Genomic DNA, 23,180 nt, shown 5'->3' with positions numbered 1-23,180 from the left:
TGCCGGGGCCCTCCCCGAAACGGATCACGGCGGTGGTCGTGATGGACCTGGCCGGCCGGTATCGCCGCGATCAACCGACACGGCTCGTTCAGCCAGGAAGGCGGAAGCCGGAAGGCGGCTGCATGCCCGGGAGTCTCTTTAAAGAAACTTTAAGGAACGCTTGCTCTACGTCATGAACTGCTGCCACATCACTGCTCGTACATCTCGGCACACGCAGTACCGAAACGAAGAAGGGGCCGTGCATGTATCGACGACGCGGAGTCAGCAGCCGGACGCGCAAGCTGGTGATCGGAGGTGCCGCCGCAGCGCTGCTCGGCTCGGCTCTAGCGGTCGGCACGGGGATGAGCCAGGCCGCCGAACAGGGCAACGCCGGAGCCGGCTCCGGCGACATCAGCGCTTTGGTGCCGGCGCTGGGTTTCAGCCCCGGCGATCCGAACGCGACGGCCGACCGCGTGGGCCCCACCGGGGTGAACGTTCCCGGACGCTGCCCACCCACTCAAGCCCAAGTGAACGCGCAGGTAGCGCTCAAAAACGCGGACCTTCCCGGCGGAACAGACCTCGAAAGCCGCATCCAACGCTTTGAGAAAACCTTGTCGGCGATCCAAGACCTAAAATGCCCAGCATCCTCCACAACCCTGCTGGGCCGCCTGAAATCGCTGACCGAGCTGCGCGGAAACGCGAACAGCGACAACATCCTGCGTGATCTGGACTTGAACGAAACACCAGCGGACAAGGCCGCCGCCACAGGATCCGGTGACCCGGCCGAGAGTGGAGCGACGGGGAATGCCGGAGCCGCCTCCGGTGACATCAACGCTTTGGTGCCGGCGCTGGGTTTCAGCCCCGGCGATCCGAACGCGACGGCCGACCGCGTGGGCCCCACCGGGGTGAACGTTCCCGGACGCTGCCCACCCACTCAAGCCCGAGTAAACGCGCAGGTAGCGCTCAAAAACGCGAACCTTCCCAGCGGAACAGACCTCGAAAGCCGCATCCAACGCTTTGAGAAAACCTTGTCGGCGATCCAAGACCTAAAATGCCCAGCATCCTCCACAACCCTGCTGGGCCGCCTGAAATCGCTGACCGAACTGCGCGGAAACCCGAACAGCGACAACATCCTGCGCGACCTGGACTTGAACGAAACACCAGCGGGATAGAGCCGCGGAGAACGGCGACCTGATCCTGCGCGCATCCTGATCCACCGCACGGAACCGCCTCGCCGGAGGCCCCGCACCACGGGGGTCTCCGGCGCGTCCGTGTGTGGACCATGCGCGCGGTGACCATCATCGAGGGCGACCGCTGGTCATTCCGCCACGCGTGGTGATGCCTCTGGTCGTGGGTGTCCACCGATCCAGCCTGACGCCTACCGGAGCGCCGCCATGCTCATTCACCGCGGATGGTGTGCGGCGGCCTTCTGGTCCTACCCCGTCGGCATGTGCGCGACGCGACGGTGCCACTATCAGGCATGACCTCGATCGAAGTCGTTCTCGGCGACATCGCCCGCCAGCAGGTGGACGCCATCGTGACAGCCGCCAACGAGTCTCTGCTCGGCGGCGGCGGGGTCGACGGCGCCATCCACCGGGCCGCCGGACCACGACTGGCACAAGCCGGCGCAGCCATCGCCCCCTGCGATCCGGGCGATGCGAAGTTCACCCCCGCCTTCGACTTGAACCCGCCGGTGCGGTACGTCATCCACACTGTCGGCCCGGTCTGGGAAGGCGGCGGCTACGGCGAGGCCGACATCCTGGCCTCCTGCTACCGACGCAGCCTGCAGGTCGCTGACGAACTACAGGCCCGGACGGTCGCCTTCCCCGCGATCGCCACCGGCGTCTACGGCTACCCGCCAGACGACGCCGCGAGTATCGCCGTCAACACCATCCGGTCGACTCCTACCGCCGTCCGCGGGATCCTTCTGGTCGCGTTCGACGAAGAGAACCGGGATCTGCTCGCAGCAGCACTCGGAGACGATACCGGCGCACAAGGCAAGGACCGCCGGCGATGAAGCCGTCCGGATCGGCCTGATCTCTGCCGGCGCCGGCGCGTGGTCGGGTGGTCAGGCGGCCAGGGAGTGTTCCACCCGGGCGGTCACCGCACGGAGGTGGGGACGGCGGGCGGCGCCGACGCGGGCGTTCCAGGAGCAGGGGCCCTGGCGGAGCAGCATCTCGGCGTAGCGGGTCTCGGTGTCGACGCGCAGGCCGCTCGGGCCGACCGTCTGGTCGGCGTAGGTGAGGGCGTCGGCCATCAGGCTGCGCTCGTCCGGGAACGCCGACATCTCGGCGGCCAGGCCGCGGGCGGCGCCGACGAAGCGGGCGCCGGAGTGGTAGGCGACCAGGCCGGCGATGCGGGCCGGCCAGCCCTCGGCGCTCAGGTGGACCGCGCCGTCGAGCGGGTGGAAACCGGTCAGGGCGATCGGCTCGGCGTAGCCGATGTCGTGCAGCCAGGCGGCCGTGACCAGGACGTCCGGGTCGAGGCCCAGGCGGCCGGCGAGTTCGGCGGCGCGGGCGGCCACCCCGGCGGTGTGTTTCCAGCGGTTACCGCTGTCACCGATCAGCGACTCGGCGACGGTCCGGGCCAGGTCGGCGCGGGTGGAGAGAACAGCGGTCATCGCCGGATGCTACGTCCCCGCAGGTTAACAGCGGACCAACGAGCGATGACCGCTGTCCGAAACCAGTCAGGTCTGCCGGACCCGCTGGGCGGGCACTCCGGCCGCGTGCAGCTGGGCGGCCACGGTGTTGCTCGGGTTGTCGACGAAGACCGCCACCTGATGGTCGTCACCCAGGTCGCAGGCGGCCACCACGGACCCCAGGTTGATCGGGTCCAGCTCGCGGACGTCGGCCAGGTCCACGATCAGGCGCAGGGGGCGCACCCGGCGGACCGTGTGCACCAGGAGCTGCCGGAGTTCCACCGCCTCGTCGATCCCGACCGAACCGTGTGGCTGGATCACCACACTGCCGTCTGAGCTGGTGTTCACTTCAAGTACCGCGCCACGCATCGGACTGCCTCTCGTTACCGTGCGTTCAGCTGTTCGACCACGATAGGTGGGCCGGGCCGCCGACCGGCCACAACGGAGCATGACCATCAGGTGAACTGTGGTGTCTACCGTTCGGGCAGGGTGAACGCGACGGTGGTGCCGCCGCCGGGGGTCTCCTCGATGCGGATGGCGCCGCCGTGCCGTTCCACGATCCGCCAGCAGGTGGACAGGCCGATGCCGTGGCCGCCGGCGCTGCCGGTGCCGAGCCGGGTGAACATCTCGAACACCCGGCGCCGCTGCTCCGGGGGGATGCCGAGGCCGTTGTCGGCCACCGCCACGGTCCAGTCACCGTTCTCCTCGTGGACCGCGGTGACGCGTACCCGGCAATCGTTCTCCGGGTTCCGGTATTTGATCGCGTTGCCGATCAGGTTCTGCAGCAGCTGGCGGAGCAGCACCGGGTCACCGGCGACGGTCGGCAGCGCGCCGGGCACCTCCACGGTCGCCCCGGCGGCCTGGGCGGCCGGGCGCAGATCGGTGCGCACCTGGTCGGTGATGTCGGACAAGTCGACCGGCACCCGGTGCACCGGGGCGCTGCCGGCCTGCGCGTAGTCGAGCAGCGATCCGATCAGCTCACGCATCCGGGTGACCGCGCGGGTGGCCGCCTCCACCCACTGGGCGGGCCGGCCCTGCACCTCGTCGCCGATCAGCTCCAGGTAGCCGCCGACCGAGGTGAGCGGGGCGACCAGGTCGTGGCTGACCGCCCCGGCGAAGTTGTTCAGGTCGGTGTTGGAACGGCGCAGGTCGGTGTTGGCGGCGGCCAGTTCCCGGCGGGCCGACTCGATCGCCCGCTGCTGGGCGCGGGCGCTGGTCACGTCGTGCATGGCCACCACCGCGCCCTGCGGGGTGCCGCTCGGCCCGGTCAGTGCCCGGCCACTGGTGCTGACCTGCATCGGTTCCCGGCCGGGCCGTTTGATGACGATCTCGGCGTCCTTGACGGCGCCGTCGTGCAGGGCCCGCAGCAGCGGGATCCGGTCGGGCCGCAGCGGGGTGGTCCCGTCGGTCTCGAACAGCTGATAGCGGCCGGACAGGTCGTCGAGGGCGATGTCCGGGTCGGCGTCCATCCCGTGCCACTCGCGGGCGGCCCGGTTGAACAGGGTCACCCGGCCGGCCTGGTCGGCGGCGACCACCGCCACGTCGATGGTCTCCAGCAGGGTGTCGGTCCAGCGCTGCCGCTCCTCGGCGAGGGCGGCCAGTTCGGCGTTGATCCGGGCCTGCCGGCGCCGTTCGAACAGGGCCAGGATGATCTGGGCGAGGTCCTTGAGGCGGGCGATCTGGTCGTCGTCGAGTTCGCCGGGTTCCAGGTCGAAGACACACAACGAGCCGAGGGCGTGGCCCTCCGGCGTGACCAGCGGGGCGGAGGCGTAGAAGCGGACCCCGGACAGGACCCCGGTCACCCACGGATTGTCCCGGTACGTGGGATCCAGGCTGGCGTCCCGGACGTACGTGAATCGTCCGGTCTCGAATCGGATCGCACACATCGAGTCGGACCGGTCGGAGTCACCGCCCTCGAACCCGACGGTGGTGAGCTGGCACTGCCGGTTCTCGTCGATCAGGTTGAGAGTGGCGTGCGGCACTCCGGCGACCACGGCGGCCACCCGGACCACCGCTTCCAGCTCGTCACCGGCCGGCGAGTCCAGCAGGCGGTACTCGTGCAGCGCGTCGAGGCGCAGTCGCTCCCGTTCCGACACACGATGAGCCAGATCCACGCTGCCTCTATCGGCAGCGTCACCGATGATCTGACGGTTTCCCCGGCAACGTCACCAGCACCGTGGTGCCGCCGCCCGGGGTGTCGCCGAGGGTGATGGTCCCGCCGTGCCGTTCGGCGATCCGCAGGCAGCTGGACAGCCCGATGCCGTGGCCGGGCACCGGCACCCCGTCGACCCGGGTGAACATGTCGAAGACCTCGTCACGCCGCTCCGGTGGGATCCCGATGCCGTTGTCGGCGATCAGCACCGAGTCCGCCCCGGCGCTGATCTCGATCCGGCAGGGCCGGGACGGCTCCCGGTATTTGATCGCGTTGCTGATCAGGTTCTGCAGCAGCTGCCGGATCAGCACCGGGTCACCGGTCAGGGTGGGCAGGCCGGCCGGCACGCCGACCCGGGCACCGGCCGCCGCGATGTCCCCGCCGAGGTCCTGCAGCACCTGGGCGAGCAGGTCGCCGAGGGGCACCGGGCGGGTGCGCACCGGGGCGCTCCCGGCCGCCGCGTAGTCGAGAAGTGCGTCGATCAGGTCACGCATCCGGGTCACCGCCTGCGCCGCCGACGACACCCAGGATTGGGCACGGGGGCCGCCGGTGTCCAGGTCACCGAGCAGTTCCAGGTAGCCGCCGACCGCGGCCAGCGGGGCGACCAGGTCGTGGCTGACCGCCCCGGCGAAGTCGGTCAGGTCGGCGTTCGAGCGGCGCAACTCGGCGTTGGCGGCGGCCAGCCGGCCGTGCGCCTCCTCGATGATCCGGCGGCGGGTGTGTTCGGCGGTGACGTCGTGCAGGGCCACCACCGCGCCGGTCACCTCGCCGGCCGCGGACCGCAGCGGGGCGGCGTTGGCCCGGACCGACCGGGTGCCGCGCCGCGACCCGCGGATGGTCATCTCCCGGCCCTGCACCGGCGCCCCGCTGCGCATCGCCACCAGCAGCGGCAGCTCGTCGTCGGGCAGTGGGGTCTCCCCGTCCGGCCGGTAGAGCTGGAAGCGGGCGGCAGCGCCGGCCGGATCGGCGGTGACGTCGACGTCCGGGGCGTGGATCTCCCGGGCGGCCCGGTTGAACATGCTGACCCGGCCGTCCACGCCGACCGCGACCACCGCCTCGTCGATGCTGTCCAGCACGGTCCGGGTCCACTGCTCGCGGGCCCGGATGGTCTCGTTGAGCCCCGCGGCCAGCCGGGCGTGCCGGCGCCGTTCGAAGAACGCCACCACGATCCCGGCCAGATCGGTGAGCCGGGCGGCCCGGTCGGTGCTGAGTTCCCGGGGCTCGCCGTCGAAGACGCAGAGGGTGCCCATCACGTTGCCGGCCGGGCTGATCAGTGGGGCCGACGCGTAGAAGACGATCCGGCCCAGCTCGCCGGTCACCCACGGGTTGTGCCGGTAGGCCGGGTCCACGCGGGCGTCCCGGACCTGCACGAACACCCCTTCATCGAGGCGTACGGCACACATCGAGTCGGTCCGGTCGCACTGCCGCCCGGGGAACCCGACGGTGGTCAGCTGGTACTGCCGGGTGTCGTCGAGCAGGTTCAGGGTGGCGGTCGGCACGCCGGCCACCGAGGCGGCCACCCGCACCACCGCCTCCAGTTCGGCCGCCGGCGGCGTGTCGAGCAGGTGGTATTCGCGCAGTTCCCGGACCCGCCGGCGGTCCCGGTCCGTGCTCGGCTCCAGCCCGGTGCTCATGTCCTACCTATCGGCACCCGGACCGCACCCCTGATCAGAACCAGCGGCGCCGGCGGTAGTGGCCGTGGTGCCGGTAGTGCCCGTGATGGCGGTAGTGGCCGTGGTGGCCGTACGCCCCCGGGTGGTGGCCGTGCCCATAGCCGTGGTGACCGTAGCCGTGGTGACCGTAGCCGTGATGCCCGTACATCCGGTAGTTGACCTCGCGCAGCAGGCCGTCCACCGCCGGGTTGTGCCGGCCGTGGGACATCTTCTGCAGCTTCGAGGCCACCATGCCGAGGACCATCCGTTTGACAAAGCCCACCGCGCCGTCTCCTCCACTCACCGTCACCGGATTCCAGAGTAAGCCGCCGAATCCACCGGTGAGCTGTGCGTTTCCTGGACGGGCATAATGCGTCGATGAGTGTGATCAGCTACTACCGGCGGGTGGGCCCGGCCGGGCTCGACGAGCTGCGGCGGCTGAGCGACGACCCGATCGGGGCCCTGGAGTACGCCGGCGTACTGCCCGGCACCCACACCGACCGGGCCTGGGCCGGCCTGCACTTCCTGCTGCTCGACGTGGCTCCCCCGGTCGACGTGATCAACGGTGGGGAGCCGTTCGCCGGGCACTTCCGGCTGTTGACCGCGGCCGAGGTGACGACGGCGGCCGCGTTCCTGGATGCGACGCCGTTCGCCACCCTGGCCGCGCACTACGACCGGGCGCTGATGGAGTCGATCGGCGTCTACCCGGACGATCTGTGGGAGGCGGACTGGGCGCTGTCCTACCTGGAGGACGCGTACCTCCGGCTGGTCCCGTTCTTCCGGGCCGCGTCCGGTGGGCCGGTCCTGGTGTGGCGGGCCTGATCAGAGGCGGTCCAGCTGCTCCTCCAGGTGGAACACCTGGTCCAGGACGAGCATGCCCTCGTCCGGCCGGGCCTCGCCCAGCGCCGGGAAGAACTCGGCCATCGCGGCCTGCCAGCGGGCGTTCACCTCGGTCCGGGCCATCGCCTCCTGTGCGGCCGCGAAGTCGTCGGTGACCAGGGTGCCGACCAGCAGCCCGTCGCCGCGCAGGAAGAGCCGGTAGTCCCGCCAGCCGGTCTCGTGCAGCGCTTCGAGCATGTCCGGCCAGACGGCCGCGTGGGCCGCCCGGTACGCGTCGAGTTTCGCCGGATCGACCTGAAGGGTGAAGCACACGTGGGTCATCCGGACATCCTGACGGTTCAGCAGGTGGAGTGGAACAGTCCACCGACCGGCTCGGTCGCGGCCAGCTCGTTGTAGCGGCGTACCGCCTCGGTGGTCTCCGCCTGATGCACGGTGATCCCCCGCTCCCGCAGCAGGTCGAGGGTGGCCGGGTCGACGCCGAGCCGCAGCTCCATGCCGCGCGACAGCACGACGACGGTGGCGCCCCGGTCGAGCAGTTCCGCGACGTCGCCGGGCAGGATGCCGGGCTGGTGCCGGGTGCCGGACTCGCCCCAGTCCCACGGCCGCCCGCCGCCGGGCCACAGCTTGAAGTCCTTGCCCGGTTCGAGCCCGTCGACCTCCATCCGTCCCCACTCGACGGACCGGATCCTCGGTGATTCCGCCATCGACGACTCCCCCTATGTGTCGTAGTCCCCGCAGTCCCACGGTGCGGTGAAGGCCATGTAGTCGCCGGGCTCGGCGGTCACCCACCAGAGGTCCCCGGCGGCCTCCGGCGGTGTGCTGATCAGGCCGAAGGTGGTGCCGAAACGGTCCACTGCGAACGGTTCCACCGAGATCCTGCCGTATGTCACCGGGCCCAGTCCGGCCAGCCTGCTGCCGAAGACCTTCTTGTCGTACGGGTCGATCAGCGCCTCGTCGAACGTACCGCCGGCGGTGAAGAGATAGAGGGCGACGTATTCCGTACCGTCCGGCTGGAACGGCCGGGTGAGGAAGAACTGCCGGCCGTCGGCGGTGTGCCCGACATGCTCGGCCCGGTGGTCGTCGTGGTCGATGGCGATCCGGTGCGGCGCGGTGGGCGGCCCGCTCGGCACCGGGCACGGGTCGTCGAGCGCCTGCTCACCGGGCCCGCCGAGGGTGACACAGCCGGCCAGTGCGGTGACCGTGAGCAGGGCGGATGCCCGGAGCCATCGGGAGATCATGGCCACAGACCGTAGGCCGGGTGGTGGCCGTCGCCTAATTTATGTCGCATGCGAAATACTTCTGTGGAGATCGGGACCATCGCCGCCACCCTGTTCGAGCCGGACGGGGAGCCGGAGGCGGTGCTGGTGGTGCACGCGGCGACCGCCACCCCGGCCGGGTTCTACAGCGGGTTCGCCCGGTTCCTGGCCGAGAACCGGATCGCCACGGTCACCTACGACTACCGGGGCACCGGCCGGTCCGGCTCCCCGCGAGCGCACCGCCACCTGGGCATGAAGGAGTGGATCGAGCAGGACGTGCCGGCGGTGACCGCCTGGGCGGCGAACCGGCACCCGGGCCTGCCACAGCTCGCCGTCGGGCACAGCCTGGGCGGGCACGCGCTGACCCTCGGCTACGGCGGGCCGGACCTGACGGCGTTCGCGCTGGTCGCCTCGCACGTGGCGTCGATGGGGTCGATTCCGGACCGGGTGGAGCGGGCCCGCGTACGGCTGCTGCTCCAGGTTGTCGGTCCTCTCTCCGCCGGGCTGCTCGGCTATGTCCCGGCCCGCCGCCTGGGCCTGGGTGAGGATGTCCCGGCCGCCGCGATCCGGCAGTGGGCCCGGTGGAGCAGCCTGCCGAACTATCTCTTCGACGACCCGGCGATGCGCGGCGCAGAGCGGGCCGCCACGGTCACCCAGCCGGTGCTGGCGGTCGGCATGAGCGACGATCCGTGGGGCACCCCGGCGCAGGTGGACCGGCTCGCCGGATACCTGACCGGCGCCAGGCCGGAGCGGCGCACCTGGACCCCGGCCGAGGCGGGGCTGCCCCGGATCGGTCACCATGGGTTCATGCGACGTGCCGGCCGTACCACCCTCTGGCCTAACCTGCTGACCTGGTTGCAGAAGCAGCTGTGAGCCGCCGCCTGGTCTTCGACCTGATGACCGCCGAGCGCGCGCTGCGGCGGCGGATCGACGCGCGCTCCGGCGACAGCGGCATCGGCGCCGCCGGGGCGGGCGTGCTGTTCCATCTGGCCCAGCACGACAACGCCCTGATCGGGGACGTGAGCGCGGCCATGTGCGCCTCGCCGTCCGGGATGAGTGGCCTGGTCAGCCGCCTGGAGAAGGGCGGCCTGGTGGCGAAGACACCGGATCCGGCGGACGCCCGGGCGGTGCGGCTGAGCCTGACCCCGGCCGGGCGGGAGACCGTCGGCCTGGCGAAGTCGGTGGTCCGTGAGCTGAACGCGGAGATGTCCGACGGTTTCACCGACGCGGAGCTGGCCGTGGTGGCCCGCTGGTTGGGACACATCACACACCGATTGACCTGAGTACGGGTACTTCCGCTCTTGTCCTGGGCATACCAGAGTGAACCCAGACGAGGGAGTACTGATGACTCATCGAGTGGTAGTCGTCGGGGCCGGATTCGGCGGTCTCTTCGCGATCAAGGCGCTGCGCCGTGCGGACGTCGAGATCACCCTGATCAACGGGACCGCGTACCACCTCTTCCAGCCGTTGCTCTACCAGGTGGCGACCGGCATCCTGTCCGAGGGTGAGGTGGCCCCGCCGATCCGTGAGGTGCTGCGCCGGCAGGGGAACGTGGACGTCCGGCTCGGCTGGGTGCAGGACGTGGACGTGGACCGCAAGGTGGTGTCGGTGGCGGGGCCGGGGATCGACTACACCGTGCCGTACGACACGCTGATCGTGGCCGCCGGGGCCTCGCAGTCGTATTTCGGCAACGACCAGTTCGCCGATCACGCCCCGGGCATGAAGAGCATCGACGACGCCCTGGAGCTGCGGGCCCGGATCTTCGGCGCGTTCGAGGTCGCCGACCTGCACACCGATCCGGAGACGATCGAGCGCTGGATGACGTTCGTGGTGGTCGGCGCGGGCCCGACCGGCACCGAGATGGCCGGGCAGATCGCCGAGCTGGCGCACCGCACCCTGCCCGGGCAGTACAAGCACATCGACTCGCGCAAGGCCCGGATCCTGCTGGTGGACGCGGTCGGCGCGGTGCTCAACACGTTCGGTGACCACCTGTCGGGCAAGGCCGAGGCGGAACTGGACAAGCTGGGTGTCGAGGTGCGGACGAACACCAAGGTGGTGGCGGTCGACTCGACCGGCATCGAGGTGGAGTTCAACGGCGAGCGGGAGCGGATCCCGGCGATGACGAAGGTGTGGGCGGCCGGGGTGGCGGCGCCGCCGCTGGCCGGCAAGCTGGCCGCGGCGACCGGGGTGGCCACCGACCGGGCCGGCCGGATCATGGTGGCGCCGGACACCTCACTGCCCGGGCATCCGGAGATCTTCGTGCTGGGCGACATGATGAACCTGGCCGGGGAGGACGGCAAGCCGCTGCCGGGTGTGGCGCAGGTCGCCATTCAGAGCGGGCGGCACGCCGCCGACCAGATCAAGCGGCGCCTGACCGGGAAGGAGACGGGTCAGCCGTTCCGCTACTTCGACAAGGGCAGTCTGGCCACCATCTCGCGCTTCTCGGCGGTGGCGAGTGTGTGGAAGCTGCGGCTGTCCGGCTTCCCGGCCTGGGTGGTGTGGGTCGCGGTGCACCTGTTCTACCTGGTCGGATTCAAGAACCGGGTGACCGCGGTGCTGCACTGGTTCGTCAGTTTCCTGGGGCGTGGCCGTTCGGAGCGGGTGGCCACCCAGCAGCAGGCGTTCGCCCGCCAGGCGATCCGGGCGTACGGCGATCCGTTCCGGCGCGCGGAGGCCGCGGCGGACGACCGGGCATCGGCCAGGGAGACGGTCGGTGAACAGGCCAGGTAGCGTGTACCGGCCCGCGTAAGTCCTGAGGAAGGCTCACCATTGGTCCCGGTCACTGTTTCCAGCCCCGTGGTGCCCCGAGCCAGGACCCTCGCACCGGTCTTCCACGAGCTGTCGCTGTTCCACGGCAGCATGGGGGCGGGCAAGTCGACGCTCGCGCTGCAGAACGCGTACAACCGCCGCGAGGCGGGCCGGCCCGGGATCCTGCTGACCAGCATGGACCGGGCCGGTTTCGGGGTGCTGTCGTCACGGCTGGGGGTGGCGGCGGACGCCATCGAGGTGACCGAGGGCACCGAGCTGACGGCGCTGATCGCCGATGAGGTGCCGCCCGGCGGGTTCGTGATCGTCGACGAGGCGCAGTTCCTCCGGCCGGAGCAGGTCGAGCAGCTGGCCTGGGCGGTGGACGAGCTGTGTGTGGACGTCGACTGTTACGCCATCTCCACGGACTTCCAGTCGCACCTGTTCCCGGGGTCGCGGCGGCTGCTGGAGCTGGCCGACAACATAGTGTCGTTGCAGGTCGAGGTGAACTGCTGGTGCGGGCGCCGGGGCCGGCAGAACGCCCGGATCGAGGACGGGCGGGTGGCCCGGTCGGGTGCGCAGGTGGCGGTCGGTGACACGTCGGCGGCGGCCGAGGTGATCTACCGGGTGCTGTGCCGGCGGCACTGGCGGGAGGGCGACGCCGGCCCTCAGGGGTAGATCATCCAGCTCCGCAGGTCGCCGTGCGGGTCGAACAGGTAGCCGCCGTCGCCGACGCTGTGGTTGGCCGGGTCGGCGTTGGACAGGATCGGCTGGGTGAGGCCCCAGTATTTGCGGGTGGCGGTGTCCCTGCCCGTGCCGACGTGCACGTAGAGGTCGCCGCCGGGCGCGACGACCGTACCGGCCGGGAAGGTGTAACGGCGCAGCGCGGAGTCGCGCACCCACCAGCCGGCCACCGGGACCGCCGCGGCCGACGGGTTGTGGATCTTGAACCATTCGCCGTTGAGGTTCTGGGCGTCGTCGCCCTCGGCGTCCGGGTTGACGGTCAGGGTGAGGCCGCTGTTCTGCGCCGGGCCGGGTTTGCACGCGTCGGTGTCGTAGAGCCCGCGGCCCGCGGCGGCGGCCTGTTTCGCGGCGGCGTGATAGATGCCGTCCATCGCCCACTCGCCGGGGAACGGCAGCCACAGAGCGTGCCCGCCGCGGACCAGGTCCTGGCCGATGTCGGTCCACTTCCCGCCGATCTTGACAGCTACCGAGCGCAGCGGACGGGAGCCACTCACGCTGGCGGCCTTGAGCGAGGTCAGCCGGACCCGGTTGCCACCGGCCTTGACCAGCTTCTCGACCCGGGCGGTGGCGGCGAGCGCGTGGCAGTCGCCCCGGCGCCGTTCCGGCTTGGGTGAGTAGACGTGCTGTTCCATCGCCTGGATGCCGAGCACCCGCACCGAGATCTGCGACGTGGCCTTGCCGCCGTCCAGGTGTACGCGCAGGGTGTCGCCGTCCGGCACCCAGTCGACCGTGCCGGTCCACACCTGGCAGCGTGGGCCGCCGGCGGTGGCGGTGCAGGCGGTGGTCGCGGCGCGGGCCGGGACGGCGGTGCCGGTGACGGCGAGCGCGGCGGTGGCGGCGAGGACCGCCAGGCGTCGGAACATGACGACTCCATCGTCCGTGTCACTGGTGGTTTTAGGCATTCTCCCCCGGCAGGTCGTTAGCTAGGCTAAACATCAACACCGTCGAGGGAGCCACCGCTTGAGCGCCGCCACCCGCCGGGCACCCCGAGCCGGCATCGATCCGGACCCATCGAAGAGCTGGTTGCGGCGCGCCTGGCCGATCGTGCGCGCGCACCGGGGGCTGCTCGTCACGTCGCTGGTGCTGTCGTTCGCCGGGTTGATCGTGCAGGTGCAGATCCCCGATCTGGTGCGGGTGGCCATCGACGGGGCTCTCGTACAACGTACAGCCGATTTAGAGGTTTATGTCTGGCTCATTTGCGGGCTAGCCGTAGCTCAGGGAGGTATCAACTTTCTGGCGCGCCTCTACCTACTGCGCACGGCGTACGACATGGAGTACGACCTGCGCAACATCGTGTTCACACACCTGATGCGGATGTCGTACGCCTTCTACGACCGGGTCCAGTCCGGCGAGCTGATCTCCCGGGCCACCAGCGACATCCGGGCCATCCAGATGTACCTGGCGTTCGGCCCGTCGATCCTGGTCCAATGCACCATCGCCGGCGTCGCCTTCGTCCTGATGCTGTCGATCAACGCCCCGCTGGCCGTGGTCGCGATGCTGACCATGCCGCTCGTCGGGTTCCTGGGCGTCCGGATGCGCGCGGCCAGCTTCCCGGTGTCCTGGCTGATCCAGTCCCGGCTGGCTCGCATGGCCACCGTCGTCGACGAGAACGTCCAGGGCGTCCGGATCGTCAAGGCGTTCGCGGCCGAACAACAGCAGGTGAACCTGCTGGCGGCGGCCGCCGACAAGGTGCGCTGGGCGTATGTCACCGACGCCGCGGTGCGCAGCCGCTGGCTGCCGGTGATGGACAACCTGCCCCGGCTCGGGCTGGCGATGGTGCTGCTGACCGGCGGTCTGATGGTGCTCGACGGCGATGCCACGGTCGGCACGATCGTGGCGTTCAACTCCTACGTGCTGATGTTGCAGCCGCCGTTCCGGATGCTCGGCATGATCATCATGATGGGGCAGCGGGCGGCCGCGTCGGCGCAGCGCGTCTACGACATCCTGGACACGCCGGCCGAGATCGTCGACCCGGCCGTCCCGGTCACCCCGCCGCCGAGGGGTGCGGTGCGGTTCGAGGGGGTGCGGTTCACGTACCCGGACGGCACTCTCGCCCTCGACGGCCTGGACCTGCACGTCCGGCCGGGTGAGACGGTCGCGCTGGTCGGCGCCACCGGCGGCGGCAAGAGCACCGTGGCGCGGCTGGCCGCCCGCTTCTACGACACCGCGGGTGGGCGGGTGCTGGTCGACGGGGTCGACGTCCGCGACTACCCGCTGACGACGTTGCGGGAGCGGGTCGGCATCGTGCCGGACGAGCCGTTCCTGTTCTCGATGTCGCTGCACGACAACATCGCTTTCGGTCATCCGGTGGCGACCCGCGAGCAGGTGACCGAGGCCGCCCGGGCGGCCGGAGCGCACGAGTTCATCACCGACCTGCCCGAGGGGTACGACAGTGTGGTCGGCGAACGCGGCTACACCCTCTCCGGCGGGCAGCGCCAGCGGGTGGCGATCGCCCGCGCCCTGCTGGTCAACCCGCCGATTCTGATCCTGGACGACGCGACCAGCGCGATCGACGTCCGGGTCGAGCACCGGATCCACGAGTCGCTGCGTGACCTGATGCGCGAGCGCACCACCATCGTGGTCGCGCACCGGCTCGCCACGATCGGCCTCGCGGACCGGGTCGTGCTGATCGAGAACGGTCGCGCGGTGGCCACCGGCACCCACACCGAGCTGCTGGCCGGCGAGCCGCGCTACGCCCGGGTCCTGGCGTCGGAGGTGACCGCGTGAGCATGTTCGGCGGTGGATTCGGCGGGCCCGGCGGCGGTCCCGGCTCGGGGGCGATCGCCGGAATGGGCGGCACTGGAGCCCGCCGCTCCGGCGGCAACCCGTTCAGCGGCATCCCCCCGGAACTGGCCGCCGGGGTCGCTCGTCTGGAGGCGACCGAACCGGTCCGGGAGGCGTCCGGCGAACCGTTCACCCAGACCCCGGACACCGGCCGCCTCACCCTCTGGTCGCTGCTGTCCGGACGGCCCCTCCTGCTGATCACGGCGGCCCTCACGGTCCTGCTGGAGGCGCTGCTGCTGCAGATCGGCCCACTGCTCGTGCAGATCGGCATCGACCACGGCATCATGGCCCGGGACGTGCCGTGGCTGGTCTTCTCCGCCGTCGCCTTCCTCGTCTCGGTGCTGCTCACCGCCCTCGCCTCCGGGATCCGGATCCGGGCCAGCGGGCGGCTCAGCGCGTACGCAACCCGGGATCTGCGGGTCCGGGTCTTCGCCCACCTGCAACGGCTGAGCCTGGACTACTACACCAGGGAGAAGGCCGGCGTCACGATGACCCGGATGACCTCCGACGTGGAGGCGCTGCAGCACATGCTCGCCGAGGGGTTCGCCCAGTTCCTCATCCACGGGCTGACCATGGTCGTGGTCACCGCGGTGCTGATCCACTACTCGTGGTCACTGGCGGCGATCACGCTGTTGCTGGTCGTCCCCCCGCTGGTGTGGTTGTCGCTCTGGTTCCGCAAAGCCGCGGACGTCACCTACAACCGTCAGCGCGACGCGATCGCCGGCCTCTTCTCGCACCTGACCGAGAGCCTGTACGGCGTCCGCGTCATCACCGCCCACAACCAGCGCGACCGCAGCGTGCTCGGCCATCGCGAGGTGGTCGGCGCCTACCGCGACGCCAACGACCACACCGGCCGGATCAACGCCGTCTACGGCCCCGGCACCTCGGTGATCGGCCTGCTCGGCCTGGCCGTGCTGCTGCTGCTCGGCGGCCGGATGGTGCTGCGCGGCACCCTCACGATCGGCGAGCTGACCGCGTTCGTGCTCTACCTCAACGCGTTCTTCCAGCCGGTCCAGCAACTCGTTCAGCTCTACACCAACTATCAGCAGGCCCGCGCCGCCCTCGGCAAACTGCGCGGCCTGCTGCGCACCGCCCCCGTGGTCCGGCAGAGACCGGAGGCGATCCCGCTGCCCACCGTCCGCGGTGGTCTGACCTTGCGAAACCTCACATTCGGGTACGATCCCCGCCGCCCGGTGCTACGGGACGTCACCCTGGAGATCGCCCCCGGCGAGACCATCGCCTGCGTGGGCCCCACCGGCGCCGGCAAGTCCACCCTGGCCAAGCTGGTGACCCGCCTCTACGACCCGGACCACGGTGCGGTGCTGATCGACGGCCACGACCTGCGTGACGTCACCCTGGAGAGCCTGCACCGGCAGGTCGGGGTGGTGCCGCAGGAGCCGTTCCTGTTCGCCGGCACGATCCGCGACAACATCACCTTCGCCCGTCCCGGCGCCCCGCTGTCGGCGGTGTGGGCGGCGGTGGACGCGGTCGGCCTGCGCGACCTGGTGGACCGCTCCCCCGACGGCCTGGACACCGTCCTGCACGAGCGGGGCCAGTCGGTGTCGTCCGGCGAACGCCAGCTGATCGCCCTGGCCCGCGTCTTCGTGGCGGAGCCCCGGGTGGTGGTCCTCGACGAGGCGACGTCCAGCCTGGACCTGCGCTCCGAGCTACGGGTGGAGGCGGCGATCCAGCGCCTGCTGGAGGGCCGGACCGCCATCCTGGTCGCCCACCGCCTGTCCACCGCCCGCCGGGCCGACCGGGTGATCGTCGTCGACGCCGGCACCATCATCGAACAGGGCGCCCACGACGACCTGGTGGCCGCCGGCGGCCGCTACGCCACCATGTACGCCACCTGGCGGTCCCACGCGAACAGGCCCGGATAGATTCGCGGGATGCTTCGGGTCCTGTCGTATCTGTACTGGGCGGTCATCGTGCTGACCTGCCCGGTCTTCTTCCTCGGCGCGCTGCTGGTGTGGGCGGTCACCGCGCCGTTCGATCGCCGCAAGGTGGCACTGCATCTGTACTCGTCGGCGTGGGCCGTCTTCTACGTGCGGCTGAACCCGCTGTGGCGGCTGCGCACCACCGGGCGGGAGCTGCTGCCGTGGCGGGGCGCCGCGGTGCTGGTGGCCAATCACGCGTCGCTCGTCGACATCCTGGTGCTGTTCGACCTTTTCCGGCCGTACAAATGGGTCTCGAAGGTGGAGATCTTCAAGGTGCCGGTGATCGGCTGGAACATGCGCCTCAACGGGTATGTGCCGCTGGTCCGGGGCCGCGGCGACTCGGTGCGCCGGATGATGGCCCGCTGCGGTGAGTTGCTCGGGCAGGGATCGCCGGTGCTGCTGTTCCCGGAGGGCACCCGCACCGACGACGGTCGGTTGCGGGCGTTCAAGGACGGAGCTTTCGAGCTTGCCGTACGCCACCAGGTCCCGGTCTTCCCGATAGCCGTCCACGGCACCGGCCGCGCGCTGCCCAAACACGGCCTGGTGCTGCGCGAACAGGTCGACGCCCGGGTGGAGGTCCTGCCACCGCTGGATCCGGCCGACTACCCGGACGTACCCAGCCTGCGCGACGCCGCCCGCAACCGCATCGCCGAGGCCCTGCGCGTCTAGATCGTGTGGCCGTCTCCGGTGCGATCCGCGCCGGACACGACCACACTCAGCGCCGTACCGACAGCCGGGCCTGGAGTGCGGCCTCCAGGCCGGCGGGGCGATCGCCGGTGAGGAAGGCGTCGTGCAGGCGCTCCGGGAACATCGTGGCGATCCGGCCGTCGCTGTAGTCCCACGGGCCGGCCACCTCGACCCGCACCTCCGGGCTGAGGATCACCCGGACCGGGGCGATCGACTCGCCGCGCACCTCGGCGCCGAGGGTGGCGCAGTGCGCCCACGCGTACACCGTGGTCGCGCCGGCCGCGGTGGTGACCTCCGGTTCGGTGCCGAGGACCCGGACCCCGCACGCCTCCCGCTGACCGGCCGGCAGCGACTGCGCCCCGGCCGCCTCGATCAGCGGGGTCAGCCGGTCCGCCAGGGCGGCGGCGACCGCCGGATCGGGTGGCGGCGACTGTTCCGGCCCCGACCGCGACCAGCACAGCCCACCGACGGCGAGCACCACCGCCGCCGCCACCGCCCCGATCGTCATCCTCATCGGCTGCATCATGCCTGGGCAGCGCAACTCACAGGCGCTCGATGACCAGGTCGTGGACCGCTGTCAGCAGGTCGCCGTCGCGCATCGAGTGGGCGGTCACCGTCACCGTGGCCCGTTTCGCCGGGACGATCACCGCGAACTGGCCGTAGGCGCCGTCCATCCGGTAGGTGCCGTCGCGTCCCATCCACACGCCGAAGCCGTATCCGTGGGACAGATGACCGGAATAGCCCGTCGGGATCGGGTCGGCGGTCATACCCCGTACAAAATCGGGGGTGAGGATCTGTTGCCCCTCCCACTCGCCCTCCTGGAGCAGCAGGCGGGCGAGGCGGGCCAGTTCCGACGTCTTCAGGAACAGATCGCTCTCGGCCATGGGAAAACCCAGCGGACAACGATGCCAGCCGGGATTGTGCAGGTCGAGCGGCCGGAAAAGACGAGGCATCAGGTACGCGTGGAGATCCGCACCGGTCACCCGGGCGATCACCCGGCCAACCGCATAAGGACCGGTTCCGGTGTACGCGTACCGCTCACCGGGTTTCGCGACGAGCGGAGCGGCGACGATCTCATGCAGCAGATCGGCCGCGTCGATGCGCTCGTGGGCGTGCCAGCGCAGACCGGAACCGCTCATCATCGTGATCAGGTGGCCCAGGGTGACGTCCTCGAATCCGTCGGCGGCCAGCGGGCGCAGCTCGGGCATGTGGTCGAGCAGCCGGTCGTCGCGGGACAGCCGGCCCTCGGCCTCGGCGAACCCGACGGCGACGGCGGTGAACGTCTTCGTCACCGAGTAGAGGTTGACCCGGTCGTCGGAGCGGAATCGGTGCTCGATCGGTGGCCGGCCGGTCCGGTGGACGTGGATTCCGTAGGTGCCCAGGTCCTGTTCCCGGTCGGCCCGGATGAAGTCGGCCAGCAGATCGTCGGTCATCCGCCCATGTCTAGCCGATGTCGCCGGGGGTGGTGGCGACAGGGTCTCCCCACCGGGCGGCCGGCTCTCCGGGCTGGTGCGCCGCCCGGCCCCGCCGCGAGTGCGACCGGGCCGGGCGGGGCCGTCTAGCCGTCTAGGAGGCGGTCCAGAGGAGAGCTCGGGCGTACTGGGCGTAAAGACCCTTCGGGTGGGCCCGGAAGAGCGGCTCGGTGCCGAACAGCACCGCCCGGCCGTCACCCGCCGTGCTGCCGGAGATCACCGCGGCCTGTCCCGCCGCCTGGGCGGGGCCGTTGGTGCCGGCGGCGGTGGGCAGCCAGTGGCCGGCCACCAGCGGGGTCCCGCCGTACCGCTGCTCCACGGTGAATCCGGATCCGGTGAACCAGAGAGGTGAGTAGACGAAGGAGTACGGCAGGGATCCGGCGCCGACCACCGGGCCGGTGTTCTCGACACGGACCACACCGTTGGCGTCACCACGGCCGGAGACCGCGGTGGCCGGCAGGACCCTGGCCGCCGTGTTGAAGGCCGCGCCGGTGGCGCCACGGGTCAGCACCCCACCACCCCGGGCCAGGAAGGCGTCCACCGAGGCCCTGGCGGTGGGGTTGAGGGCGGTGTAGGACAGCCCGGACGAGACGATCAGCGTGTCCGTGGTGGTCAGGTCGAAACCGGCGTTGAGCACGGCCGTCGACACCGTCCGCACGGTGAAGCCCATCTCCTTCAGGGCGAACAGCTCGTCCGCGGAGACGGCTGCGGCGATCTCCGGCCGGTCGAACACCTCACCCTCGGCGCCGCGCGGGGCGGCGCCGAAACGGACGCCGGTGGACCTGGCGACCGCGACGGCCTCGGGCCGTGCCTCGGCCGGGACCACGACGGTGCTCGCGTCGGTGCGCCGCAGCTTGATCCCCCGGGCCAGCAGCTCGTTGACCGCCCGGACGTCGTTGCCGTCGCGCAGGGTGAGGCTGAGCTCCCGGCCGCGCGGGGCGTCCACCGCACCGGTGGCCGCCGCCCCGGTCACCGTCCTGGTGGCGACCCGGGGGTAGGCGGCACGGCTGGTGTCGACGGCGGCGCCCCAGAGCAGGCCGTGGCTCCAGCCGGAGATGTCGTACATCTGCGGGACCAGGCCGGAGATGTCGCGGCCGGCCTCCAGCAGCACGTTGGCCAGGCCACGCTTCGGCTGGCGCATGTCCACCAGGTAGGTGCCCTTGCCGTAACGGCGGCCGTTCACCGAGAAACCGGTGACCGCCTGCTTGACCCGCACGTCGTGGGCGATCAGGTGGTCGACCAGGCGGGCTGCGGCCGGAGTGCCGGCCGGGATGACGTACGCCCGGGGGAAGGTGGTGGAGTAACGGTCCTCGGGGCCGAACCCGTCGACGAAACCGTCCGGGATCGCCGGTGACGGCTCACCGGCCCAGCCGCGGCGGAACTGTTCGATCTGGCCGGCCAGCAGGCTCGCCTTGTTGGTGTCGGCGTAGGTGAGGGCCGCCTCGATGGTCGCCGCCGCCACATCGGTGTTGATCCGGGCCCGGCGCTGCAGCTCCTCGACCGGCAGGTTGGTGTAGTCGGCGTTGTTGACCCGCAGCGGGATCTCCACGGTGTGGCCGACAGCGCCCTGATAGATCGCGTACATCGGGGTGAAGATCGGCGGCCAGTCGTCCCAGTCGCCGGGCGCGTAGTCCCGGAACGGGATGTCGGCGCGGGTGGTCTCCGGGTGGCCGAGCTTCTGGATCGCCTTCTCCATGCCGAGGGCGTTCGGCAGGGCGTGCCTGATGTACAGGTCGTACTCGTAGTTCTGCCCGTGCGGCGGGGTGGCCGGCTCGATCAGCGTGGTGCCGGTGTAGCCGTGTTCGTCGAGCATGATGAACGGCTGGGTGCCGATCACCACGTCGCGCACCGCCCGGGACTCCGGCTGCGAGTTGGTCGCGTGGTCCCGGTTGACGTCGAAGCCGGCGCCGTTGGCCCGGGTGCCGGCGACCCGGCCGTCCGGGTTGTTGGTGACCGTCACGTACACCCGGCTGCGTTTGAGGAACTCCCTGGTCGCGGTGTCCTTCGCGGTGGCCAGGCGCTGAATCACCCGCAGCGCGCCGTCGGTGCCCTCCCACTCGTTGCCGTGGATGTTCGCGTTGATCCAGACCGGGGTCTTGTAACCGGCCTTCAGCGCCCGGTCCCGTTTGGCGGCGACCGGGTCGTCCTCGATCAGCGCGCGCCAGCGGTCCTGCCGGGCCGCCTCGGCCGCGGTCTCCGGCGCGGTCACCGTGACGAGATACAGGTCACGGCCGCCGGCCGACTTCCCGATGATCTCCGCGGAGACGCGGTCCGAGGACTTCTGCAGGGCGTTCAACCGCGGGGCGATCGCGTGGTACGGCACCAGGCCCAGCTTGATCGAACGGTCGTCCGGGTTCTCCGGCCAGACCGGCAGCCTCGACTGCCGCGGGTAGCCCTTCTTGCCGCTGAGCTTCCAGGCCGGACCGCCCGGGCCGCCGAGCAGAGTCCGGGCCGACAGCCCCTGGTCCGACAGGATCTGGTCCGGCAGCGTCTGGGCCGACAGCATCTGAGCGGACAGGGCCTGGTCCGACAGCGTCTGCCGCTCGATGGCGGCGATCTCGTTGCGGTCGGCCCCGTTGCCGAAGTCGCGGGTGGACGGGGTCCGGTCCGATGGGGTGCCGCCGGGCGCGGCGGCCGTCACCGGGTCGGCGATCAGGGCTGTGACGAGCAACGCGGCACCGAATCCGGCGAGCGTTCGGGACAAGTCCACAAAGCACCTCCGTTGGGATGACCCGACCCTCTCCGGGCCCCGACGGATGCGCAACGATCTATGGGGTTGATTCACCATACCGTTAAGGTCATCGCGCTCCCTGCTGTCATTGTTGATCAACTAGATTGATCGCTTCCGCCGAACTCCCGAGGAGACGAAAAAGTGAGCGACGAGGCGCCCAAGAGCAGGATCGGCCGCAGGGTGGTCGCGGCCGGTATCGGTCTCGCCCTGGTCATCGTCGTCGCGTTCAACGTGTTCGTGGTCCCGCGGGTGGTCGGCGGCGACCGGCCGGCCTCGGCGACCGAGACGGCCCGCGCCGCGGTGGCCGCCCTGCCCGGCCTGGCCGCCGGGTTGGCGGCGGCGCCGGCGTCCCGCTACACCGGCACGTTCACGGCGAGCGGCCAGGACACCGTCTACGACATCGACGCCCGGGTGACCGCGGACGGCACCCTCCTCGGAACGATCAAGTCAGCCGACGTGATCGGCGAGATCCTGGAGATCGGCGACCGCGCCTTCATCCGGGCCGCCGAGGGCTTCTGGACCCAGAGCAGAATCACCGACGACCGCCGAACCGTGTTCGCCAACCGCTGGGTCCTGGTCCCCCAGTCCTTCCTGGGCCTGGACCTCACCGAGACGTTCGGCCCCGCAGCCCTCACCGCCGGCCTGGCCACTCCCGCCACCCGCGGCACGACCGCACCGCCGACGGCCGGGTCAGCCACACCGGCCACGGCCGAGTCAGCCGCACCCGGCGCTGGAACCGGCGACGCGACCGCACCGCCCACGGGCGAAGCAGCCACACCGGCCACAGGCGGGACGACCGCTCCGGTCGCCGACGAGACGACCGCACCGGGCACCGGCGAGATGGCCGCACCGGTCGCCGGCGCCCGGGCCACCGTCGGTGACGTGGCCGTGCAGCAGGTCACCGCCGGCGATCGGACTTTCGCGCTGAGCATCACCGACCCGGCATCCCTGGTCAGCGTCACCGGTACCGGCTACGACCTGAAGCCGGCCGCCCTCGACGAACCGGACCGGACCGCGTTCTTCGCCCAGCTCCGCAAGACCGCGAACGAGCTGGCCTGGGCCGCCGACCTCGGTTCCCGCATCACCGCGAAGACCCGAACCGTGCTGCGAGCATGCGACGCCGACTCCTGCACCGCCCGGATCGGTTTCGTCAACCGAATCGCCCCGACCGCCACCTATGTCCCGTCGGGCGCGAAGACGGAGGCGTCGGTAACGATCACCCTGACCCGCAAGGGCAAGACGGTGAAGACCTGCCAGGTGCCCCTGTCCCTGGCCCCCGGCGAGAGCCGTGTAGCCGTATGCGCGGCCAAGAACCAGCCCCCGGCCACCGGCATCTGGCGAGCCACCCACACCGGCGCCGACCGGGTCCTGACCCCCACCCGGGTCAAAGAGATCACCACCACTCTGGAAACCGAACTCGCCAAGTACTGACCTCACCAACCACCTCACCAATCCACTCATCCGCTCGTCTGCTCGTCTGCTCGGCGGACATCCGGCATCGGCCCACTGGAGACCTTCCCGGGCTCGGTGTCTCCGTTCGTGTGCCGACTCGTGGCTCGG

At 70.9% G+C, this 23,180-nt stretch carries 23 protein-coding genes; 11 read left to right on the top strand and 12 right to left on the bottom strand.

Going from position 1 to position 23,180, the window contains the following annotated elements:
* Positions 1-242 precede the first annotated feature (242 nt).
* Positions 243-1,151 carry a hypothetical protein gene (locus ACQ0O7_RS35535; protein WP_430788978.1) on the top strand — a complete coding sequence of 303 codons (909 nt, stop codon included), beginning with the start codon at positions 243-245 and terminating at the stop codon, positions 1,149-1,151.
* 308 nt (positions 1,152-1,459) lie between these two features.
* Positions 1,460-1,996, top strand: coding sequence for an O-acetyl-ADP-ribose deacetylase (locus ACQ0O7_RS35530; RefSeq protein ID WP_430789024.1), 537 nt, complete (start codon positions 1,460-1,462; stop codon positions 1,994-1,996).
* Between the two features lie 51 nt (positions 1,997-2,047).
* On the opposite strand, the gene ACQ0O7_RS35525 is transcribed toward ACQ0O7_RS35530, so the two are convergent.
* The 5 genes from ACQ0O7_RS35525 to ACQ0O7_RS35505 all read right to left on the bottom strand — a co-directional run bounded on the left by ACQ0O7_RS35525 (position 2,048) and on the right by ACQ0O7_RS35505 (position 6,704).
* On the bottom strand, positions 2,048-2,599 hold the full coding sequence (locus ACQ0O7_RS35525) for an HD domain-containing protein (RefSeq protein ID WP_430788976.1): 552 nt from the start codon (positions 2,597-2,599) through the stop codon (positions 2,048-2,050).
* A 66-nt stretch (positions 2,600-2,665) separates the two neighbouring features.
* A complete protein-coding gene (locus ACQ0O7_RS35520; RefSeq protein ID WP_430788974.1) occupies positions 2,666-2,965 on the bottom strand; it encodes a hypothetical protein in 300 nt (99 codons plus the stop codon).
* 125 nt (positions 2,966-3,090) lie between these two features.
* On the bottom strand, positions 3,091-4,731 hold the full coding sequence (locus ACQ0O7_RS35515; protein ID WP_430788972.1) for a sensor histidine kinase: 1,641 nt from the start codon (positions 4,729-4,731) through the stop codon (positions 3,091-3,093).
* A gap of 19 nt (positions 4,732-4,750) precedes the next feature.
* Positions 4,751-6,403 (bottom strand): sensor histidine kinase, encoded by a 1,653-nt coding sequence (locus ACQ0O7_RS35510; protein ID WP_430788970.1) that lies wholly within the window; start codon positions 6,401-6,403, stop codon positions 4,751-4,753.
* Positions 6,404-6,437: 34 nt separating this feature from the next.
* Positions 6,438-6,704 (bottom strand): hypothetical protein, encoded by a 267-nt coding sequence (locus ACQ0O7_RS35505; protein WP_430788968.1) that lies wholly within the window; start codon positions 6,702-6,704, stop codon positions 6,438-6,440.
* A 95-nt stretch (positions 6,705-6,799) separates the two neighbouring features.
* On the opposite strand from ACQ0O7_RS35505, the gene ACQ0O7_RS35500 reads away from it, so the two are divergent.
* Positions 6,800-7,243 carry a DUF1877 family protein gene (locus ACQ0O7_RS35500; RefSeq protein ID WP_430788966.1) on the top strand — a complete coding sequence of 148 codons (444 nt, stop codon included), beginning with the start codon at positions 6,800-6,802 and terminating at the stop codon, positions 7,241-7,243.
* Here the strand turns inward: ACQ0O7_RS35500 and ACQ0O7_RS35495 are convergent, their stop codons facing one another.
* Genes ACQ0O7_RS35495 through ACQ0O7_RS35485 form a run of 3 tightly spaced genes read right to left on the bottom strand, consistent with a single transcriptional unit; the run spans position 7,244 to position 8,499 of the window.
* Positions 7,244-7,582: an L-rhamnose mutarotase gene (locus tag ACQ0O7_RS35495; RefSeq protein WP_430788964.1), complete on the bottom strand. Its 339-nt coding sequence runs from the start codon at positions 7,580-7,582 to the stop codon at positions 7,244-7,246. It lies immediately after the preceding gene.
* Between the two features lie 17 nt (positions 7,583-7,599).
* On the bottom strand, positions 7,600-7,965 hold the full coding sequence (locus ACQ0O7_RS35490) for an Mth938-like domain-containing protein (protein WP_430788962.1): 366 nt from the start codon (positions 7,963-7,965) through the stop codon (positions 7,600-7,602).
* 12 nt (positions 7,966-7,977) lie between these two features.
* Positions 7,978-8,499, bottom strand: coding sequence for a hypothetical protein (locus tag ACQ0O7_RS35485; protein ID WP_430788960.1), 522 nt, complete (start codon positions 8,497-8,499; stop codon positions 7,978-7,980).
* A 48-nt stretch (positions 8,500-8,547) separates the two neighbouring features.
* On the opposite strand from ACQ0O7_RS35485, the gene ACQ0O7_RS35480 reads away from it, so the two are divergent.
* The 4 genes from ACQ0O7_RS35480 (at position 8,548) to ACQ0O7_RS35465 (ending at position 11,940) form a co-directional block, all read left to right on the top strand.
* Positions 8,548-9,390, top strand: a complete 843-nt coding sequence (locus ACQ0O7_RS35480; RefSeq protein WP_430788958.1) for an alpha/beta hydrolase family protein — start codon at positions 8,548-8,550, stop codon at positions 9,388-9,390.
* The gene (locus tag ACQ0O7_RS35475; protein ID WP_430788956.1) at positions 9,387-9,800 is read left to right on the top strand and encodes a MarR family winged helix-turn-helix transcriptional regulator; all 414 of its coding nucleotides are present in this window, start codon (positions 9,387-9,389) and stop codon (positions 9,798-9,800) included. Before ACQ0O7_RS35480 ends, ACQ0O7_RS35475 begins: the two co-directional genes overlap by 4 nt.
* Positions 9,801-9,861: 61 nt before the next feature.
* Positions 9,862-11,247 (top strand): NAD(P)/FAD-dependent oxidoreductase, encoded by a 1,386-nt coding sequence (locus ACQ0O7_RS35470; protein WP_430788954.1) that lies wholly within the window; start codon positions 9,862-9,864, stop codon positions 11,245-11,247.
* 69 nt (positions 11,248-11,316) lie between these two features.
* Positions 11,317-11,940, top strand: coding sequence for a thymidine kinase (locus ACQ0O7_RS35465; RefSeq protein ID WP_430788952.1), 624 nt, complete (start codon positions 11,317-11,319; stop codon positions 11,938-11,940).
* Here the strand turns inward: ACQ0O7_RS35465 and ACQ0O7_RS35460 are convergent.
* A complete protein-coding gene (locus ACQ0O7_RS35460) occupies positions 11,931-12,869 on the bottom strand; it encodes a lamin tail domain-containing protein (protein ID WP_430788950.1) in 939 nt (312 codons plus the stop codon). The genes ACQ0O7_RS35465 and ACQ0O7_RS35460 overlap by 10 nt on opposite strands.
* A gap of 97 nt (positions 12,870-12,966) precedes the next feature.
* Between ACQ0O7_RS35460 and ACQ0O7_RS35455 the strand changes: the two genes are divergently transcribed.
* The 3 genes from ACQ0O7_RS35455 to ACQ0O7_RS35445 are packed head-to-tail and all read left to right on the top strand — an operon-like array spanning position 12,967 to position 17,399.
* Positions 12,967-14,733 carry an ABC transporter ATP-binding protein gene (locus ACQ0O7_RS35455; protein WP_430788948.1) on the top strand — a complete coding sequence of 589 codons (1,767 nt, stop codon included), beginning with the start codon at positions 12,967-12,969 and terminating at the stop codon, positions 14,731-14,733.
* A 2-nt stretch (positions 14,734-14,735) separates the two neighbouring features.
* Positions 14,736-16,673, top strand: a complete 1,938-nt coding sequence (locus ACQ0O7_RS35450; RefSeq protein WP_430789022.1) for an ABC transporter ATP-binding protein — start codon at positions 14,736-14,738, stop codon at positions 16,671-16,673.
* A gap of 9 nt (positions 16,674-16,682) precedes the next feature.
* Positions 16,683-17,399: a lysophospholipid acyltransferase family protein gene (locus ACQ0O7_RS35445; RefSeq protein ID WP_430788946.1), complete on the top strand. Its 717-nt coding sequence runs from the start codon at positions 16,683-16,685 to the stop codon at positions 17,397-17,399.
* A gap of 46 nt (positions 17,400-17,445) precedes the next feature.
* Here ACQ0O7_RS35445 and ACQ0O7_RS35440 read toward each other — a convergent pair whose 3' ends face one another.
* The 3 genes from ACQ0O7_RS35440 to ACQ0O7_RS35430 all read right to left on the bottom strand — a co-directional run bounded on the left by ACQ0O7_RS35440 (position 17,446) and on the right by ACQ0O7_RS35430 (position 21,599).
* Positions 17,446-17,931, bottom strand: coding sequence for a hypothetical protein (locus ACQ0O7_RS35440; protein ID WP_430788944.1), 486 nt, complete (start codon positions 17,929-17,931; stop codon positions 17,446-17,448).
* Between the two features lie 28 nt (positions 17,932-17,959).
* Positions 17,960-18,850 carry a serine hydrolase domain-containing protein gene (locus ACQ0O7_RS35435; protein WP_430788942.1) on the bottom strand — a complete coding sequence of 297 codons (891 nt, stop codon included), beginning with the start codon at positions 18,848-18,850 and terminating at the stop codon, positions 17,960-17,962.
* Between the two features lie 133 nt (positions 18,851-18,983).
* Positions 18,984-21,599 (bottom strand): M14 family zinc carboxypeptidase, encoded by a 2,616-nt coding sequence (locus tag ACQ0O7_RS35430; RefSeq protein ID WP_430788940.1) that lies wholly within the window; start codon positions 21,597-21,599, stop codon positions 18,984-18,986.
* Positions 21,600-21,761: 162 nt separating this feature from the next.
* On the opposite strand from ACQ0O7_RS35430, the gene ACQ0O7_RS35425 reads away from it, so the two are divergent.
* Positions 21,762-23,051 (top strand): hypothetical protein, encoded by a 1,290-nt coding sequence (locus ACQ0O7_RS35425; protein WP_430788938.1) that lies wholly within the window; start codon positions 21,762-21,764, stop codon positions 23,049-23,051.
* The last annotated feature ends 129 nt before the right edge of the window (positions 23,052-23,180 follow it).

It is taken from the genome of Actinoplanes sp. G11-F43 (assembly GCF_050589265.1).
Taxonomy (GTDB): domain Bacteria; phylum Actinomycetota; class Actinomycetes; order Mycobacteriales; family Micromonosporaceae; genus Actinoplanes.
The sequence above is the reverse complement of the archived record's forward strand: the minus strand, read 5'-3'. Positions and strand labels throughout refer to the sequence as shown.

What these genes read in the sequence shown, in the direction of transcription:
- ACQ0O7_RS35535 (WP_430788978.1), top strand. Translation starts at nt 243, where the DNA reads ATGTATCGACGACGCGGAGTCAGCAGCCGGACGCGCAAGCTGGTGATC.
- ACQ0O7_RS35530 (WP_430789024.1), top strand. Translation starts at nt 1,460, where the DNA reads ATGACCTCGATCGAAGTCGTTCTCGGCGACATCGCCCGCCAGCAGGTG.
- ACQ0O7_RS35525 (WP_430788976.1), bottom strand. Translation starts at nt 2,599, where the DNA reads ATGACCGCTGTTCTCTCCACCCGCGCCGACCTGGCCCGGACCGTCGCC.
- ACQ0O7_RS35510 (WP_430788970.1), bottom strand. Translation starts at nt 6,403, where the DNA reads ATGAGCACCGGGCTGGAGCCGAGCACGGACCGGGACCGCCGGCGGGTC.
- ACQ0O7_RS35500 (WP_430788966.1), top strand. Translation starts at nt 6,800, where the DNA reads ATGAGTGTGATCAGCTACTACCGGCGGGTGGGCCCGGCCGGGCTCGAC.
- ACQ0O7_RS35495 (WP_430788964.1), bottom strand. Translation starts at nt 7,582, where the DNA reads ATGACCCACGTGTGCTTCACCCTTCAGGTCGATCCGGCGAAACTCGAC.
- ACQ0O7_RS35490 (WP_430788962.1), bottom strand. Translation starts at nt 7,965, where the DNA reads ATGGCGGAATCACCGAGGATCCGGTCCGTCGAGTGGGGACGGATGGAG.
- ACQ0O7_RS35485 (WP_430788960.1), bottom strand. Translation starts at nt 8,499, where the DNA reads ATGATCTCCCGATGGCTCCGGGCATCCGCCCTGCTCACGGTCACCGCA.
- ACQ0O7_RS35480 (WP_430788958.1), top strand. Translation starts at nt 8,548, where the DNA reads ATGCGAAATACTTCTGTGGAGATCGGGACCATCGCCGCCACCCTGTTC.
- ACQ0O7_RS35470 (WP_430788954.1), top strand. Translation starts at nt 9,862, where the DNA reads ATGACTCATCGAGTGGTAGTCGTCGGGGCCGGATTCGGCGGTCTCTTC.
- ACQ0O7_RS35460 (WP_430788950.1), bottom strand. Translation starts at nt 12,869, where the DNA reads ATGTTCCGACGCCTGGCGGTCCTCGCCGCCACCGCCGCGCTCGCCGTC.
- ACQ0O7_RS35450 (WP_430789022.1), top strand. Translation starts at nt 14,736, where the DNA reads ATGTTCGGCGGTGGATTCGGCGGGCCCGGCGGCGGTCCCGGCTCGGGG.
- ACQ0O7_RS35445 (WP_430788946.1), top strand. Translation starts at nt 16,683, where the DNA reads ATGCTTCGGGTCCTGTCGTATCTGTACTGGGCGGTCATCGTGCTGACC.
- ACQ0O7_RS35440 (WP_430788944.1), bottom strand. Translation starts at nt 17,931, where the DNA reads ATGAGGATGACGATCGGGGCGGTGGCGGCGGCGGTGGTGCTCGCCGTC.
- ACQ0O7_RS35435 (WP_430788942.1), bottom strand. Translation starts at nt 18,850, where the DNA reads ATGACCGACGATCTGCTGGCCGACTTCATCCGGGCCGACCGGGAACAG.